This window comes from Streptomyces sp. NBC_01506 (genome assembly GCF_045040295.1).
Taxonomy (GTDB): Bacteria; Actinomycetota; Actinomycetes; order Streptomycetales; family Streptomycetaceae; genus Streptomyces.
The window spans coordinates 808262-825229 of the sequence record NZ_CP109422.1 but is presented as its reverse complement, the minus strand read 5'-3'; the positions used below and the strand labels follow the sequence as shown (position 1 = coordinate 825229).

Below are 16968 nucleotides of genomic sequence, written 5' to 3'. Positions count from 1 at the left end.
CACACCTGACACACCTGACCGTCCTCGGCTCGGCCAACATGGACCTGATCGCCTACGTACCGAAGGCCCCGCTGCGCGGCGAGACGGTCACCGGGCGCGAGTTCCGCACGGTCCCCGGCGGCAAGGGTGCCAACCAGGCGATCGCCGCGTCCCGCGCGGGCGGCACCGTGGCCCTGATCGGGGCGGTCGGTGACGACGACTTCGGCGGGCGTATGCGCCGGACCCTCGCCGACGCCGGAGTGGACACCACCGGCCTGCGCACCGTCCCCGGCCCGAGCGGCACCGCACACATCGTGGTGGACGACGACGGCGGCAACGCGATCGTCGTCGTGCCCGGAGCGAACGGCACGGTCACCGCACTCGCCACCGGCGACGAGGAACGCATCGCCGCGTCCGACGCGCTCCTCCTGCAACTCGAACTACCCATGGAGGGCGTGCTCGCGGGCGCCCGGGCGGCTCGTACGCACGCGGTCCGCACCGTCCTCACCCCGGCCCCCGCCCAGCAGCTCCCGGCCGAACTCCTCTCCCTCACCGACCTGCTGGTGCCCAACGAGCACGAGGCGGCGGCCCTCACCGGGACCGCCGACCCGTACGAGGCGGCGCGCCTGCTGCTCGCGCGGGTCCCCGAAGTACTCATCACGCTCGGTGCGCGGGGCAGCCTCTACGCCACCCGCGACGCGGCCCCCGTCACCGTCCCGGCCCTGCCCGTCACCGCGGTGGACACGACGGCGGCCGGCGACACGTTCGTGGGCGCGCTCACCGTGGCGTACGGCATGGGACGCCCCATGCCGCAGGCCATGGCCTGGGCCTCGGCAGCCTCGGCGCTCGCGGTGCAGCGCCCCGGCGCCTCGTCCTCCATGCCCACGCGGGCCGAGATCGACGCGTTCCGCAATCCGCCGCAAGACACCGCCAACCGCTGAAGCGTCTCAGGAGACACGATGAACGACACCTCTCCCACCCCGCACGAAGGCCCGTTGAAGGGCCTGCGCGTCCTCGATCTGGCAACGCTCTTCGCCGGCCCCCTGTGTGCCACGATGCTCGGTGACTTCGGCGCCGAGGTGATCAAGGTGGAACACCCTCGCAAGCCCGATCCGTCCCGGGGCCATGGCCCGTCGAAGGACGGTATCGGCCTGTGGTGGAAGCTGCTGGGGCGCAACAAGCGGAACATCACGCTCGACCTCTCCACCCCCGGCGGCCGGGATGTGCTCCTCAAACTGGTCGCGGAGTCCGACGTCGTGATCGAGAACTTCCGCCCCGGCACCCTGGAGAAGTGGAACCTCGGCTGGGACGAGCTGTCCGCCGCCAACCCCCGCCTCGTGCTGGCCCGCGTCACCGGCTTCGGCCAGTTCGGCCCGTACTCGCGGCGACCGGGATTCGGCACGCTCGCCGAGGCGATGAGCGGCTTCGCGGCGATCACCGGTCAGCCGGACGGTCCTCCGACGCTGCCGCCGTTCGGCCTCGCCGACTCGATCGCCGCGCTCTCCACGTCGTACGCGGTGATGGCCGCCCTGCGCGGTCGTGACGCTACGGGCCGCGGCCAGGTTGTCGACATGGCGATCATCGAGCCGATGCTGACGATCCTCGGCCCGCAGCCCATCTGGTACGACCAGCTCGGCTATGTGCAGCCCCGTACGGGCAATCGCTCCACGAACAACGCGCCGCGCAACACCTACCGCACCGGCGACGACAAGTGGGTCGCGGTCTCGACCTCCGCGCAGTCGATCGCGGAGCGTGTGATGAGCCTCGTCGGCAGGCCCGAGTTCATCGAGGAGGACTGGTTCGCCACCGGCTCGGGCCGTGCCGCGCACGCCGACGAGCTGGACGAGGCGGTCGGTTCGTGGATCGCGGCGCACACCCGTGACGAGGTCGTCACGGCCTTCGAGAAGGCACAGGCCGCCATCGCCCCGGTCTACGACATTCGCGATGTGATGGCCGACGAGCAGTACCGGGCGCTCGACTCGATCACCGAACTCCCCGACCCGGACTTCGGCACGGTGAAGATGCAGAACGTTCTCTTCCGTCTCTCCGAGACCCCCGGCTCCATCAAGTGGACGGGCCGCCCGCACGGCGCCGACACGGACGCGGTCCTCACCGGTCTCGGCGTGAGCGAGACGGAGATCGCGACGTTGCGCGAAGCGGGTGCGGTATGACGGACCACACGTATCTGACCTGGCTGTACGTTCCCGGGGACCGCCCCGAAGTCGTCGTCAAGGCCCTCGGCTCCGGGGCCGACGTGGTGCTCGTCGACCTGGAGGACGCGGTCGCCCCCGACCGCAAGGCATACGCACTCGACGCGACCGCCGAACTCCTGGCCGCCGAGCACGAGGTGCCGGTCCACGTACGGATCAACGCTCTGACCGGCACGCTCGCCGAGAAGGAGGTGCGCCGCCTCACCCCGCTGCCGGGCCTGGGCGCGCTGCGCCTGCCGAAGGTCGACAGCACGGACGACATCGCTCGGGCCCTGGCCTGGGCGGCCTGCGAAACATCCGAAGCACCGGCCCTGTACGCCCTGTTGGAATCGGCCCTCGCCATCGAGAGCGCCTACGACGTCGCCCGCCATCCCGCCGTGCACGGCATCGCCCTGGGCGAGGCGGATCTGCGCGCCGAACTCGGCGTCACGGACGCGGCGGGTCTCGCCTGGCCGCGCGGCCGGGCGGTGGTCGCGGCACGGGCGGCGCGACTGCCGCCCCCGCCGCAGTCGGTGTACCCGGACGTGCGCGACACCGAGGGGCTGGTCCGCTCCTGCGCCGAGGGCCGCGCCCTGGGCTTCTTCGGCCGTACCGCGATCCACCCGCGTCAGCTCCGGGTGATCGAGGAGGCGTACCGCCCGGGTCCCGACGAGGTCGCGGCGGCGCACGACATCGTCCAGGCGGCGGCGACAGACGCGGGCGCCCTGGCCCTCCCCGACGGCCGCTTCGTGGACGCGGCCGTCGTCGCCGGCGCACGACGGACACTGGCACTGGCGGAACGCCGGCCGGGCTGACCTCACCGGGCACCGTCCGACTGCCCGGTGATCGCGGCCACCGGGCACGGCGAGGTACGCGGCGTACGCGAACCCGACAGACACGTGACGTGGGCGTACGTCGGGGCCGTCAGGGTCACGCCGATTCGTTGAGACCGCTGGAGTGTTGCCGGGAACGAGGCCCGCTCCCCGCTCGGCCGTCCGTCGCCGCGCGGAAGGCGAGGCCGATCGCCGGGCTGCCCGCCACCCGCGGCCCGATGGCGTCCAGCGCGGTCAGTTCCGCGGGGGAGAGGGACAGTGCGACGGCCGCGACGTTCTCGGCCAGCCGGGCGCGGCTGCGGGTGCCGGGGATGGGCACCACCGGCAGATGGTGCACGGGGCCCCTGTGGTGCACCCAGGCCAGCGCGACCTGGGCCGTCGTCGCGCCGTGCGCCGCCGCGACCGCCCGCAGCGGGGCGAGGAGCGCGGCGTTGTGCCGGGCGTTCGCGCCGGTGAAGCGTTCGGCGCGGCGCCGGAAGTCGCCCTCGGTCAGCTCCTGCGCGTCGCTGAACGCCCCCGCGAGGAACCCGCGGCCCAGCGGGGCGTACGGCATGAGCGCGATGCCGAGTTCCGCGGCGGCCGGCACCACCTCTGCCTCGATGTCGCGGGAGAACAGCGACCACTCCGACTGCACCGCCGCGATCGGATGCACCTGGTGGGCGGCGCGCAACTGCCGTGCGGTGACCTCCGACAGGCCGAGATACCCCACCTTGCCCTCGGCGACCAGCGCCGCCATCGCGCCCACCGTCTCCGCGACCGGCGTGCCCGGGTCGAGCCGGTGCGCGAAGTACAGGTCGATGCGCTCCACGCCCAGCCGCCGCAGGCTCGCCTCCACCGCCCGGCGCAGATGGCCGGGGGAGTTGTCGATCCGCCGGTACGCCGGGTCCTTCGGCCGCCGCACCAGCCCGAACTTGGTGGAGACCAGGGCGCGTTCACGGTTCGCTCGCAGGAAGGTGCCGATCAGCTCCTCGTTGTGACCTGTGCCGTACGCGTCGGCGGTGTCGAACAGCGTCACGCCGTGCTCCAGCGCGCTGTCCAGCGTGCGCAGCGACTCGGCGGTGTCGGCCGGCCCGTAGAACTCGCTCATCCCCATGCAGCCGAGCCCCTGGGCGCCGACCCGCGGTCCCTTCGCGCCGAGCGAGAGCGTGGGCAGCGGGCCGGAAGGCACCGTCGCGGCGTCATCGGCCGCGGTCACCGGTCGCTCCAATGGGTGCCCGCCACAAGCTCCTTGTCGATCGTGGCCAGCAACTCGCCGTCGATCTGCCGGATGTCGTCGACCATGTGCCGTACGCCCGTGGCCTCCATCTCGGGCCGCTGGAAGTTGTGCGGCATCGAGGCGGGCACGCCGATGAACCCGGTGTCGAGCGCGTTGGCGACCTCGGCGACCCGGTTGATGTCGTCCACGAAGACGCACTCGTCGAACCGGTAGTCGAAGATCTCCCGCACGATCTCCTTCGTGCCCGGCCGGAAGCCGTTGACGTCGACGTACGGGATCTCGGCGTCGAAGTACCGTGCCAGGTGGCCGAGATGGCGGTCGAAGGTGTATTCACGGTTGCGGCCGCCGTAGCAGACCACCCGCACCCCCGCCTCCCGCAGCGTGTTCAGCAGTTGCTCCGCGCCGTCCAGGACCTCGACCGGATGGTCCTGGAGGTAGGCGTCGCGCTCGCGGAAGAACGCGTCGATGGTCTCCCGCGCGGTCCACGGCAGCCGGCACGCCAGCGCCATGTTCTGTCCGGCCGCGAGCTGCGGCGAGCCCCAGACACTCCGTTCCACCTCGGCGGTGTACGTGCCGCCGTGCATGGTGACGAAGCGCTCGATGACGGGGCTGTAGGTGTCGTTGATCAGGACACCGTCGGTGTCCAGGGCGACGAGCCGGATCTGCTGAAGCATGACGGTTCTCCGTTGTGGTGAGGTGAGGCGGTGGCGGTGGCGGTGGCGGTGGCGGTGGCGGTGGCGGTGGACCGGGCGAAGGAAGGTGCGTGCACGGGCGGAACAGGGGGCGGTGCGGTCGGGGGTGAGGGATCGGGTCAGCCGGCGGTCAGGACCAGCGCGGCGTTGTGCCCGCCGAACCCGAGCGAGGTGCTGACGCCCACGTCGATCGGCGCGGCCCGCGGCTCGCCGGTCACCACGTCGAGCTCCACGCGCGGATCCAGCTCGGTCAGGTTCGCCGTGGGCGGCACACTGCGGTGGGCGAGGGCGAGCGCGGTGTACGCGGCCTCCATGGCGCCGGAGGCCGCGAGCGCATGGCCGGTTACGCCCTTCGTCGAGGTGACCACCGGACGGGTGCCGAGCACCCGGCGCAGCATCCGCGCCTCGATCACGTCGCCCAGCGGCGTCGACGTGCCGTGCGCGTTGACGTGGTCCACCTCCGACGGGCCGAGGCCGGCGTCGGCCAGGGCGGTGCGCAGGGCGCGCTCGACGCCGCGGCCCTCCGGGTCGGGCGCGGTGGCGTGGTGGGCGTCGGTGGCGGCGCCGTAGCCGCGGATCACCGCGTGCACCCGGCCGCCGCGGGCCGTGGCGGCCGCGACCCGCTCCAGCACCAGCACGGCCGCGCCCTCCGCGGCGACGAATCCGTCGCGCGCGGCGTCGAACGGGCGGGAAGCCGCGCCGGGTTCGCCGCCGCGGCCGGACAGCGCGCCCATACTGCCGAGACCGGCCAGGGCGAGCGGGGTGAGCGCGGACTCGGTGCCGCCGGCCAGTACGACGTCGCAGGCACCGGAGCGCAGCAGTTCCCGCGCCGTTCCGATCGCCGTCGCCCCCGAGGCGCAGGCGGTCGCGGTGACCAGGCTGGGCCCGGTCGCGCCGACGTCGATCGCGACGTAGCCGGCCGCCATGTTCACCATGGACATCGGGATCGTCAGCGGGGACACCCGACGAGCCCCCGACGTGCGCAGCACCTCCTGCTGAGCCTCCACGGCGGACAGCCCGCCGAGTGAGTTGCCCAGCACGACGCCCACCCGGCCGCCGTCCCAGCACGCCGGGTCGAGGCCGGCGTCGGCCAGCGCCTGCCGGGCCGCGACCACCGCCAGTTGGACGAACCGGGCGAGCTGGCGTGCCTCGAACCCGCCCAGCAGGGCGTCCGCCTCGAAGCCCGGCACCCGGCAACTGAAGTCGACCGGCGCGCCGGCGAGCGCCTCGTCGGTGGTGGCGCACGACACCCCCGAGGCGAGGCGCTTCCAGTTCGCGCCGACGCCGATTCCGGCCGGGGTCAGCAGGCCGATGCCGGTGATGGCGGCGCCGAACGGCGCCGGGTGCCTCGCCATCAGAGCACGGCCCCGAGGTCCGTCAGGAACGCGGCGGCCTCGCCGATGGTCATGTCGTCGGTCAGCCCGCCGTCGGGGACGGCGATCTCCAACTCCTTCTCCAGCACCAGCGTCAGCTCGATCAGGACCAGCGAGTCGAACTTCAAGGAGGAGAAGGTGGCCTGTGGGGCGATGGTGTCCGGGTCGACCTTGAACTCCGTGACCAGGACGCTGGTGATGCGGTGTTCGACCGTCGTGTGCTGTGTCGTCATCGTCGTGCTCCTCAGTGGGCTGGACTGTCGGAGGGACCGGCCGCCGGGACGGGTCCGCCGCGCAGCCGCGGCCAGACCAGGCCCACCGAGCCCCAGGTGAGACCGCCGCCGAAGCCGGCCAGCACCACCCGGTGCCCCGGCCGCAGGTCGCCCGCCGCGGCGGCGTCGGCGAGCACCAGCGGGATCGACGCGGCGGCGGTGTTCCCGACCCGGTCGATGTTGGACAGCAGCCGGTCGGCCGGCGTGCCGAGCCGCCGCCCGACGCCGGCGGTGATCCGCGCGTTGGCCTGGTGCAGCACCAGCCGGTCGATCGTCTCCAGCGGCCAGCGCATCCGGTCCGCGGTGGCCCGCACCGACTCGGCGGTCCGCTGCACGGCCTGCGCGAACACCGCGCGCCCCTGCATGGCCAGATAGCCGTCGCGCGCCGTCCCGTCCCCGTGGCCCTCCCCTTGGCCCTCCCTCCGCGCGGCGGTCACCGCGGTACGCGCCCGCGAGCCGCCGCCCGCACGCTCGATCAGGTGATGCTGCGAGCCGTCGCTGCCCAGGTGCAGGCCGTGCAGCGCGCCCGGTTCGTCCGGTGCGCCGGCCCGCAGCAGCACCGCACCGGCACCGTCGCCGAACAGCACCCGGGTGGCCCGGTCGGCCGGGTCGAGGATCGTGGAGAAGGAGTCGGCGCCGATCACCAGGGCGCTGTCCGCGACCTGCGCGGCGATCAGTCCGGTCGCGGTGGCGAGCGCGTAGACGAATCCGGTGCACACCGCGGCCACGTCGAAGGCCGGTACGGTGCCCAGCCCGAGCCGGTCGGCCACCTGCGGGGCGGTGGCCGGCAGCGGCTGGTCGGGGGTGCTGGTGGCGACCACGAGCAGCCCGGCCCGTTCGACGCCCGCCGAGGCCAGCGCACGCCGCCCCGCCTCGACCGCGAGGTCGCTGGTCGCCTGGCCCGGCCCGACCACATGACGCTGCCGGATGCCGGTACGGGTCCGTATCCACGCGTCGTCGGTGTCCAGACGCGCGGCCAGGTCGTCATTGGTCACCACGGTCGGAGGCGTCCACGCGCCGAGCCCCGCGACCACGGCGGCCCGGGTCACCTGGCCACCTCCGAGGACGCGGCGTGCCCGGTCGCCGCGGGCGACGGGCACACGGCGGACGGTACGCCGGTGCGCACGGCCGACTCCCCGCCGGTCCCTTCCACCGCGACCGTCGTGACCGTCGTGACCCGCATCCGCGCGACCCGTGTCGTGCCCTGACGCAGCACCACCTCGATGCCGCGCGACCGGGACGGCGCGCCGTGGTCGTCGTGCGGTACGGCCGACAGGACGGTGGGCGCGTCGAGTTCGGCGTACTGCGAGAACTCCGCCTCCACCGCGGTCATACCGGCCGGGCGGCCGGGCGCCGCGTCCCACACACCCACCGCGGCGGTGGCCAACTGGCGGGCCGCCTCGACCAGCACCATGCCGGGCACATGGTCGTGCGGATGGTCGAAGTAGCTGACGTTCTCCACCGGGACGCGCAGCGCCGCCGTCACCTCGGCGGCGGGCCCCGTGGCCAGGTCCAGCAGCACGCAGTCCGTGGCCCGCAGCCGCCCCGCGAGCGACGGCTCGACCGGGGTGCCGGCGACCGGCGGCGGCGCCGTCCGCGAAGTCGGCGGCGGGCCGCCCCGCCGACGCGCCCTGAGCGCGGCGTACACGCGGGGCGCCGCGTACCCGACCCGCAGCACGATCCTGGCGATCCGCCCCGCGCCCGCCCACACGTCGAAGGTGTAGTCCAGGCTGCTGACCGCACCCCGGCGCTGCCCCGGCTCCCGCACCTGGCAGGCCATCACCAGCCGGGACGCGGGACCGGCCCCGACTCCCCGCTCGGACAAGGCGGTTGACGCAGTGGCAGAAGGGGCGTCGGCGGCCGGGCCCTGACCGCCGTGCGCGTCCGGGAACGTCCGCACGGACAGTCCGCGCAGGATGAAGCCGACGCCTTGTTCGACGCCGAAGAGCGCGTGCGCGGCGTACGTCTCCGCCTGGCGGCAGCATTCCAGCAGCAGCATAGGGTCGGGCCGGTTGCCGGCCGGGCCGGTGAGACCGCCGTAGTGGGGGTGGCCGGACGGCAGCAGGGCGGCGGCGGCGAAGCGCTCGTACCGGCCCGCGTCCGCGTACTGCCCCGCGTTGTCGGGCCCTTCGTTGTCCGGCTCCTCGTTGTCGGGCTCCTCGGGCGGCGTCCGGTCGCCGAGCGCGCGGACGTCGGTGAGGAACACCTCGTCGGGGTTGCGCCGGTGCAGCAGCGCGGGGTCGTAGGGCGCGGCGAAGCTCAGCGCGTCCGCGGCCGGCGGCGCGGGAACCGCGACACCCGTCCCGCCCGTGCCGGTCGCCCCCGCAGCCGTCCCGCTTCCATCCGTCCCGCTTCCACCCGTCGCCTCCGGGCCGTGGCTCGCGAGCGGCATGGCGGTCACCTCCCCGCGCCGACGGGGACCCCGGCCTCCTCGGTCCGCCCCATCACGATGCGCAGCAGCGCGCCCACCGGCACCGCGGGGTTGGGGCCGACCAGCGCGCAGCTCACCTGGTACGGGTCCGCGAAGCGGCGGCGCCCGGCGCGGGCCGCGAGATAGCCGGCGGCGGCCGTCATGTCGGCGGGCAGCGGCACACCGCCGCTGTGCCGGTCGAGCAGCCGCCGCGCCCGGCGCATCCAGCGCCGCAGGTGGTCGTGGGAGAACGACTGCGGCGCGGTGCGGCCGAGTCCTGCGATCAGGTACAGCCGCAGGCCGAGCCGGAAGACGTCGGCGCCGAACTCCTCGACCAGCGGCCCGGAGAACGCCCCCAGGGTGTAGCCCTGCCAGCCGCCGTAGCGGGTCGGGCGGACGCTGCCTTCGACCGGCACGCGCGGCACCTCGTAGCGCACCACCCGCGCGCCGAGCGCGCTCAGCACATGCGCGACGGTGCGGTAGTCGGTGCGCAGTTCGACGTCGTGGGCGAGCACCACGACGTCATGACCGCCGATCAGCGGCAGCAGTTGACGCAGCAGCAGGAGCAGGTAGTTGGCCTGCCCCTCGGCGTCGCTGAGGGTGCGCAGCGGCAGGCCGGCGGTCGTCGCGTCGAGGTAGACCGGGGCGCCCAGCTCCCGTGCGTCGATGCACAGGTCGCGGTCGGCCAGCAGCCCCAGCACCTCGTCCTCGGCCGCCGGCGTGGGACCGCCGCGGCCCAGCCGCGGGTCGCACATGCCCAGCAGCCGGTAGTGCTCCTCCCACAGGTCGAGCAGCCGGGCGCTCACCGGGTGCATCCCGCCGGGCCGCCGGGCCGGCCGCGCGCCGGACGCGGTCGCCGGTGCGGCGTCCCGCGCCGCCGGCCCGGCACGGTGGTAGGCCGCGTACAGCTCGCCGATGTCCTCCTCGGTCATCCGCGCGTAGCCCGGTTCCGGGTCCTCGCCGAGCCCCTCGAGATACGCCCAGAAGCCCGCCACCTGACGGCTTCCCACGTACGCGGTGTGGTCGTAGAGGAAGGTGACCTCGGCGAAGGTGCTGGTGGCGCGGTACAGCACGTCCAGCGAGACCAGATACTTCAGATGGGTCGGCGTCAGCGGTTTGGTGGGGCTCACGGTGACCGGCGCCAGCAGGATCCGCGGCGCCGCCGTGGTCGCGTCGGTGGTCATGCGGCCCGTCCCGGGTCCGCCAGCAGCGCGCGCACCTGGTGCACCACGGCCTCGGCCTCCACCGGGGTGCAGTAACCGGGGCTGCCGATGAAGGTCCTGCCCGCCGTCCCGCCCTCGGTCCGCGGCACCATCCACAGATGGAAGTGTCCGGTGCCCTCCATGCAGGAGAAGACGTGGATCCGGGACGCGCCGGTGGCCACCTTCAGAGGGTTGGTGAACCGCTGGATCATGGGGCCGATCGCGGCGGCCTCACCGGGCGTGAAGTCGGCGTAGTCGAGGAAGTGGCGGCGCGACTCGATCAGCAGCGTGCCCGCGGGCCAGTACGGCGTGGGCCCGTGCCCGACCCGCCACATGCCGTCGTCCACCAGGTGGCCGCCGGGCGGCGCCGGATAGCCCGCCCAGGCCGGCACCGGACGGTCGTCGTACTTGGCGCAGATCAGGCAGTTCGGCTCCTGCGCGGTGCGGCCGGCCAGCAGCCGGCTGAACGGGTCGCGGACCCGGGCGAGCGGTTCGAGCTGGGCGTGCAGCACGTACCACGCGTCGAGGCCGGCGGTGAGGGCGGCGGCGTCCGCGGGGCCGGTGGCGGACTTCGCGGCCGTGGTGGTCGCGTACGACCAGCGCCGCTCGGCCTCCTCCGGGCTGTCGGCGCCGGTGAGTTCGGCGATCTGCGGCCAGGAGCTGCCACGGCTGCGCGCATAGCCGACCAGCGCCGTCTGCACCTCGCGGTGCTCGCCGGACATCAGGTCCCACAGGTGCGCGGCCAGGTCGCTGCCGCCGTCGGGGCTCCCGCCGGCCGCGCCGTCCTGCGCGGCGACCGCGACGCGCAGCGACTCCGACAGATCGCGCAGCCGCGAGGACAGTCGCAGCCGTGCCAGGTCGGCGTCGGTGAAAGCGGGCGCTTCGGCACCGGGCGCGGCGGGGCCGAGGTATCCGCCGGCGGCGTTCGCGTGGGAAGCGGCGGGGGAGACGGAGGCGGCCGGGCCGCTCTCGGTGAGATCGGGCGTGTTCACGGATTCACTTCCTTCGGGTCGAGCCAGGTGTAGAGGCGGAGCCGGTCCGGGTCGCCGTCGCTGAAGTGCACGCGGGCGTAGCCCGGCTCCCTTGCCGCCGTCTCGGCGGAGATGTCCTGACAGTGCGTCAGCACGAAACACTCGTGGGGTCCCAGTTGGCCGAGGAGGACCGCCTCGGCGAGGGTGTGGTGCAGATGGACCAGGTACTCCACGAGCCCGAGGCCGCGCACCGCGACGTACAGGCGGCGACTGCCGGCGCCTGGGACAAGGGGCGCCGAACCGAATCGGACCGCCGGAGGTGCCCAGGAACCCGCGGGCCGCTCCGGTCCTGCGGCGTCGCCATGGGCCGAAGTCCGGCCCGGCGCGAGGGAGTCCGCGGTGGCCGGCGGGCAGACGACCGTCGCGGGCAGCCGCGGGAGCCGTCCCCGCACGGGCTTCAGCAGCCGGGAGGCACCGGGCAGCCGGCCCCCCGGGAACGGCCCGAGCCAGGCCGCGGTCCCGCCGGGGGCGACCGCACGCACCGGCAGCCGCCCGGCGAGGTTCGCGGGATTGCCGAACAGGAAACGGGTCAGCGTCCACGACCGCTCCCAGTCCGCGGCCTCGGCCGGGCCCAGACCGACGGCGAACCGCCGTACGCCGTCGACCAGTCCGGCCAGGTCCAGGTTGCGCAGCAGCACCAGGACCGGGCTCTCCGCGGCCCCGTCCGGCGCGGGACCGGTGACGGGCTCGCGGCCCACCCGTAGGGCGCGTGCGGCGAACAGCTCCGCGAGCCGCTGCTGCGGAGGTTCGGCGGCGGCCGGTTCCGCCGCGCCGAGCCGCGCGCCGCCTGCCGCGGTGCCGCCCGAGCGGACCTCGTCCGTCGTGGTCCTGGCCGGCCGGATCCCGTTCGTGCCCGGGCGGCCGGACTCGGTCCTCGCGGGCACTCTCATCGCGCCACCGCCATGCCGAGACAGGCCAGCACCTCGGCCACGACCGACTCCGGCGGCTCGGTCGCGTCGATGACGGTGAGCGGCAGCCGTTCGACCTCGGCCAGCACCGCGGTGCGCAGCTCCGACTGCAACCGGACGAAGCCCGTGCGACCGGCCGGCGTGCCGTGGTGCTCGAAGGCGTTGAGCGTCGCACCCCGGCCACTGCGCAGCCAGGCGTCCTCCGGCGGCAGGTCCAGATACAGCACCCCGCGCGGCTGCCCGAAGGACCGCCAGTAGTCGAACAGCGGTGGATGGTCCACCCCGAACAGTCGGCACTTGGCGAGCAGCTTGTAGTAGTACGAGTCGACGATCACCCGGTCCCGCCCGGCCGCCCTGGCCAGCTCGTCGCGCAGATGCAGCACGATCGGGTGCAGCACGGAGAGCACCAGCTCGGCGCTGTAGCGGCGCCCGGTCCACGCGAAGGCGTCGTCGACCCAGTTCCTGCGCAGTTCCCTTATCAGCGGGTACCCGTCGAGATAGCGGTCGTCGTACGAGATGACGTGCCAGCCGTGGACGTCGTGCAGTCGGCCGAGCAGCGTGGACTTGCCGGCGAAGTCCGGGCCGAGCAGGGTCCAGAAGTCGGGGCCGATCGGGCCGATCGGGCCGGCCGATCCGCCCGATCCGCCCGATCCGGCCGGGGCGTTTCGTTCCGCGTGCGCGCCTGGGCGTTCGTACCGGGTCATGCCGGCCCTCCCTTGCTGATCCAGCACACCGCGAGGAAGCTCGCGTACATCGCCGGTACGTAGGACCGGGTGAGCGTCACCGGCCAGTTCGGCGACCCGGCGGCGAACCTGGCCGCCGCGGCGGCGGGCAGCGCGCAGGGCGCGAGCACCAGCCAGCCCGCCCCGTGGCCGGGCGAGCCCGGATCCCACGGCCGTAGCAGCGCCAGCGCCAGTCCGGCGGCCGCCACAGCGCAGCCGAGCGCGGTCAGCGACGTGCCGGACGGGCCGAGCGCGGTGACGTAGGTGCGCTCCCCGGGGCGCGGGGTGCGGGTGGTCTTGCGGCCCAGTTCGAGGCAGAGTCCGCCGAGCGTCGCCACGACCACGGAGAGCAGGCCGGGCACCGTCGGGTGCCCGTGCTCGGCGCGCAGGAAACCGGCGTACACGTACAGGCTGATCAGCGTCTGGATCGGCAGGTTGACGGCCAGGTGCAGCGCCGGCCGCTCGGCGTCGGGCCAGCCCGCCAGCCGGTCGGCGGCGATGACCGCGGCGGTGTAGCCGAACACCACCAGCAGCGCCAGGGCGGCCACCCCGCGGCCCGCGTTGAGCAGCAGCAGGAACGCCGCGCCGACGGCGGCGAGCGCCATCAGGTCGCGTTCCCGTACGACCCCTGCGGGCAGCGGGCGTTCGGGGTGGTGGGCGCGGTCGTAGTCCTGATCGCGGATGTCGTCCAGGGCCCGCATCAGGAGCATGCCGACGACGAGGGTGATCGTGGTGACCGCGAGCCCGGACCCCGGACGCCACCGGTCGACCGCTCCGGTCACGCCGGCGAACAGCGCGGTCAGCCCGACCGCCCAGGCGACCGTGAACGGGAGCTGGACGCGCAGCGGATACGCGATCAGGGCGTATCGGCCCCAGCGGCCGATCACGACGGCTCCTCGTCCAGCAGGCGGACGGTGCCCGCGCGGCCGTCGACCTCCACGGGTCTGCCGTCGGCGATCAGCGCGGTCGCGTCGCGCACCGCGACCGCGGTCGGGATGCCCAGCAGCCGGCCGGTGATGGCCGTGTGCGACAGCAATGTCCCGCGCTCCACGACGAGCGCCCTGGCCGACATCATCAGGGAAAGCCAGCCGGGGTCGGTCTCCCGGGCCACCAGGATCCGGCCCTCGCACTCCTCGGCGGTGACCGTCGGGTCGAGCACCACCTTCGCCCGGCCGCGTACGGTCCCCGCGCTGGAGGCGAGCCCGCGCAGTACGGTCGCGTGCCCGGCCGACTCGGGCGGCGGCGGGGCCGCGGGCCGCGTGGCGCCGCCCACCGGACCGGCCCGGTGGGCGGCCAGCGCGGCGGCCAGCGGCACGCCGGGGTCGGTCTCCAGCCGGGCGGGCAGCGCCGGCAGGCGGGTCCAGCGGTCCCGCTCGGCCGCGCGTACGGCCGCCAGGCCGCGCAAGTCGGCTCCCGCCAGGGTGCCGTCGAACGCGCCGAGCACGTCGTCCGCGGTCAGGTCGAGCACGTCCCGAGGCTCGTCCAGGCATCCGGCGGCGGCGAGTTCGGCGCCGATCCCGAGCAGCAGCGCGCGGCTGTCGCCGAAGAGCTGGGTGCGGCAGAAGCGGGTGTCCTCACGGACCTTGAGCAGGCTCCGCATCGCGGCGAAGCTTGTGGTCAGCACGGCGCGCTTGAGCGGATTGCGGCAGTCGGCCCGCAACTGCGCCTGTGCCCGCTCCCGGACCCGAAGCGCGCCCTCCCGCACACCCGCGACGGTCAGCCCTTGCCGGACGTACGCCCGCACGTCGTGCAGCACGGTCCACGGCCGCATGCGCGGGGTGACGGACTCCAGCTTCAGGTCGTGCGGGCCGCGGTCGCCGTGGCGACGGACGTGCTCGTGCAGGGCGGTGGCGAAGGCGGCGCGGGCGGGGCCGTCGTCCGGGGCGGTGGGTTCGGCGGTGGGTTCGGCGGTGAGTTCGGCCCATAGCGACTCGACCGGGGTGTCGGCGAGGAGGGCCGCGCGCAGGGCGGGGGAGGCCGCGCCGATCTCGGCCGCGGCGAGCAGCGAATGGAGCGCCGCGGCCGAGCGGTTGTCGGGGCCTCCTACCAGCATGCCGTTGAGCAGGGCGCGGTCGGCCCGTGGCACCCACCGTTTCAGAAGGCGGTCGGTGACCAGGGTCGCGGTGAACAGGAACACGCCGTTGACGAGCGTGACTCCCCAGCGCCTGGCGACCTCCTCCCACAGGGCGCGGTACGCCGCCACCGCCTCGTCCGGCGCCAACCGCCCCGCCCCGGCCAACTCTTCGTGGCAGCCGTCCCACCAGCGCAGGAAGGCGCGCACCCGTACGGGATGCATCGCCAGCCGGCCGACGATCTCGGCGATGTGCGCCAGGTTCGCGGGGCGCAGCCCGTCCTTCCGCTCCCGGTCCCGGTCCCGGTCCCGCTCCTGGTCCCGGTCCCGGCCTCGTACACGGTCCCGGCTTCGGCCCGCCAGGCCCAGCGACTGCTCCCACGTCGACCACAGCGGGCGGAAGCAGCGCATCTGGGCGTGCAGCCGGTACCAGGAGTCGAGCCGGTAGTACACCCGGCCGTCGAGGTGGCCGATCATCTCGGCCAGCAGCGACCGGTTCCGCCGCAGTGTCCTGGCCGGTACGCCCATCCGCCGGTAGAGGTCGCCGAAGCCCACCTCGTACAGGCGATGCGCCACGGAGAACGTGAGGGCCGAACTGACGCCGGGGAAGCTCTCGGTGATGTTGCTGTTGTCCCACACGGTGGTGTGCGAACCGGACGCCGTCCGCGCCGATCGGCGCGCCGGGGCGGCGGGAGCCTGCGCCGTCGCCGGACGTGCCTGCACCAGATGCACCGCCCCGTCGGCGGTGAGGGTGCCCTCGATGTCCTGCGGCCGGCCGAAATGCCCCTCGACGCGCAGCGCCAGGTCGGTGATCTCCTTCACCTCGGCGTCGGTCAGCACCGGTGGCTCGGCCAGTTCCCGCGGGATGCGCAGCGCGACGGGACCGTCGGCGGGCCGGTCCGGATCGAAGCCGACCGCACGGGACTTGACGACGACGTCGGACGTGATGCGACCGGACGCCCGGTCGATGAAGAAGTGGTCGACGTCGGCCTTCTCCTGGACGACGCCCTCGCCGATGCCGTGCGCCGCGGCGAGGACACAGCGCGCCGAGCCGTCGCGCGGGTCCCGGGTGAACGCCACGAAGGACCGGGTCCCCATGGCCATCCGCTGCACGCCCACCGCCACCCGCGCGTTCAGCGGGTCCAGGTTCCGCCGGATCCGGTAGGCGACCGCCTCGGCGTTGAACGCCGACGCCCAGCACTCCGCGACCCGCGCGGCCACCTGCTCCCCGCGCACGTAGAGGTAGCTGTCGCTGAGACCCGCGAACGGATCCTGGTCGCCGTCCTCGCCGCCCGACGGGTCACCCGGGCGCGGGACGACACAGGCGCGCACCGCGACCAGAGCGTCCGGGCCGGCGAGCCGGTCGAACACGCCGCCGAGAGCGCCCGCCAGTTCGGTGGACAACGCGAGACCCCGGATGCGCCGGCGCAGCTCGGCGGCCACGGCCGCGGCGTCCTTCGGACCGGTCCGCGGGACGGTCCTGCCGCTGTCACCGGCCCCTGCGCCGCGGTCATGGTCCGCGACCGGAACCGCTGCCGGGGCCGTCGCCGCCGCGACCATGGGCCCGACCACCGCGTCGAAGACCGCGGCCGGCACACAGGCCAGGGGCGGCACCGGGAACCCGGCGGCCGACAGCAGCGCCTGCCGGGCGAACTTGTGCCCGACCTGCTCCGGATCGGTGAGGTCCGGCCCGCCCGTGACGAGCCGTGCGGAGCTGCGCTCAGTCGTCATGGGCACCTCGCCCGGTGGCTTCCTGACCGGCTGTCCGCTCGGGGATTCCGGTGGTGCGCAGGGTGCGCGCGACCGGATGGTTGGGCGTCCCGTGTTCTTTCGTGCGCCGCTCCGGACGTGGCGGCGCGTCGTCGATGTCGCCGAACTCCTCGGCGCTGACCTGGGGCGACGTCATCTGGAGACTGGGCATGCTCCAGTACTCCCACACCCGGTCACGGCAAAGCCCTAGACGAGTGGTTCCGATTGTGGGGTTCTGGGACGGAAGACGGTGCCCGCCATCGGGTTGTGACGCCCGACGCCCGACGCCCGACGCCCGACGCCGACGCCCCACGCCCGTCG

16 protein-coding genes are annotated in these 16968 nt (G+C 74.3%); 3 read left to right on the top strand and 13 right to left on the bottom strand.

The features are described 5' to 3' along the window. Positions 1–5 precede the first annotated feature (5 nt). Genes rbsK through OG329_RS03200 form a run of 3 tightly spaced genes read left to right on the top strand, consistent with a single transcriptional unit; the run spans position 6 to position 2983 of the window. Positions 6–920: a ribokinase gene (gene rbsK / locus OG329_RS03210; protein WP_405801625.1), complete on the top strand. Its 915-nt coding sequence runs from the start codon at positions 6–8 to the stop codon at positions 918–920. An 18-nt stretch (positions 921–938) separates the two neighbouring features. Beyond that, positions 939–2150, top strand: a complete 1212-nt coding sequence (locus tag OG329_RS03205; protein ID WP_405792604.1) for a CaiB/BaiF CoA transferase family protein — start codon at positions 939–941, stop codon at positions 2148–2150. Beyond that, the gene (locus tag OG329_RS03200) at positions 2147–2983 is read left to right on the top strand and encodes an HpcH/HpaI aldolase/citrate lyase family protein (RefSeq protein WP_405792602.1); all 837 of its coding nucleotides are present in this window, start codon (positions 2147–2149) and stop codon (positions 2981–2983) included. Before OG329_RS03205 ends, OG329_RS03200 begins: the two co-directional genes overlap by 4 nt. A gap of 115 nt (positions 2984–3098) precedes the next feature. Here the strand turns inward: OG329_RS03200 and OG329_RS03195 are convergent, their stop codons facing one another. From OG329_RS03195 to OG329_RS03135, 13 genes are all read right to left on the bottom strand, one after another. Continuing rightward, complete coding sequence (locus OG329_RS03195) at positions 3099–4196, bottom strand: aldo/keto reductase (RefSeq protein ID WP_405792601.1); 1098 nt, start codon at positions 4194–4196, stop codon at positions 3099–3101. After that, positions 4193–4891 carry an HAD family hydrolase gene (locus OG329_RS03190; protein WP_405792599.1) on the bottom strand — a complete coding sequence of 233 codons (699 nt, stop codon included), beginning with the start codon at positions 4889–4891 and terminating at the stop codon, positions 4193–4195. The genes OG329_RS03195 and OG329_RS03190 overlap by 4 nt, the downstream gene beginning before the upstream one ends. A gap of 137 nt (positions 4892–5028) precedes the next feature. Next, complete coding sequence (locus tag OG329_RS03185) at positions 5029–6264, bottom strand: beta-ketoacyl-[acyl-carrier-protein] synthase family protein (RefSeq protein WP_405792597.1); 1236 nt, start codon at positions 6262–6264, stop codon at positions 5029–5031. Next, positions 6264–6515: an acyl carrier protein gene (locus OG329_RS03180; protein WP_405792596.1), complete on the bottom strand. Its 252-nt coding sequence runs from the start codon at positions 6513–6515 to the stop codon at positions 6264–6266. Before OG329_RS03180 ends, OG329_RS03185 begins: the two co-directional genes overlap by 1 nt. Positions 6516–6526: 11 nt before the next feature. Beyond that, positions 6527–7654, bottom strand: coding sequence for a beta-ketoacyl-ACP synthase III (locus OG329_RS03175; RefSeq protein ID WP_405792594.1), 1128 nt, complete (start codon positions 7652–7654; stop codon positions 6527–6529). Next, the gene (locus OG329_RS03170) at positions 7600–8946 is read right to left on the bottom strand and encodes an AfsA-related hotdog domain-containing protein (protein ID WP_405792593.1); all 1347 of its coding nucleotides are present in this window, start codon (positions 8944–8946) and stop codon (positions 7600–7602) included. The genes OG329_RS03175 and OG329_RS03170 overlap by 55 nt, the downstream gene beginning before the upstream one ends. 5 nt (positions 8947–8951) lie before the next feature. Further along, the gene (locus OG329_RS03165; protein ID WP_405792591.1) at positions 8952–10148 is read right to left on the bottom strand and encodes a hypothetical protein; all 1197 of its coding nucleotides are present in this window, start codon (positions 10146–10148) and stop codon (positions 8952–8954) included. Further along, entirely contained in the window at positions 10145–11158 is a 1014-nt protein-coding gene (locus OG329_RS03160) for an HIT family protein (RefSeq protein ID WP_405792589.1), read from the bottom strand. The genes OG329_RS03165 and OG329_RS03160 overlap by 4 nt, the downstream gene beginning before the upstream one ends. Beyond that, a complete protein-coding gene (locus tag OG329_RS03155; RefSeq protein ID WP_405792587.1) occupies positions 11155–12087 on the bottom strand; it encodes a DUF6182 family protein in 933 nt (310 codons plus the stop codon). Before OG329_RS03155 ends, OG329_RS03160 begins: the two co-directional genes overlap by 4 nt. Continuing rightward, positions 12084–12809 carry a dTMP kinase gene (locus OG329_RS03150; protein ID WP_405792585.1) on the bottom strand — a complete coding sequence of 242 codons (726 nt, stop codon included), beginning with the start codon at positions 12807–12809 and terminating at the stop codon, positions 12084–12086. The genes OG329_RS03155 and OG329_RS03150 overlap by 4 nt, the downstream gene beginning before the upstream one ends. Continuing rightward, a complete protein-coding gene (locus OG329_RS03145; RefSeq protein WP_405792583.1) occupies positions 12806–13714 on the bottom strand; it encodes a hypothetical protein in 909 nt (302 codons plus the stop codon). The genes OG329_RS03150 and OG329_RS03145 overlap by 4 nt, the downstream gene beginning before the upstream one ends. Beyond that, the gene (locus OG329_RS03140) at positions 13711–16629 is read right to left on the bottom strand and encodes a PEP/pyruvate-binding domain-containing protein (RefSeq protein WP_405792581.1); all 2919 of its coding nucleotides are present in this window, start codon (positions 16627–16629) and stop codon (positions 13711–13713) included. Before OG329_RS03140 ends, OG329_RS03145 begins: the two co-directional genes overlap by 4 nt. After that, positions 16619–16819 carry a hypothetical protein gene (locus OG329_RS03135; RefSeq protein WP_405792579.1) on the bottom strand — a complete coding sequence of 67 codons (201 nt, stop codon included), beginning with the start codon at positions 16817–16819 and terminating at the stop codon, positions 16619–16621. Before OG329_RS03135 ends, OG329_RS03140 begins: the two co-directional genes overlap by 11 nt. Positions 16820–16968: the final 149 nt, after the last annotated feature.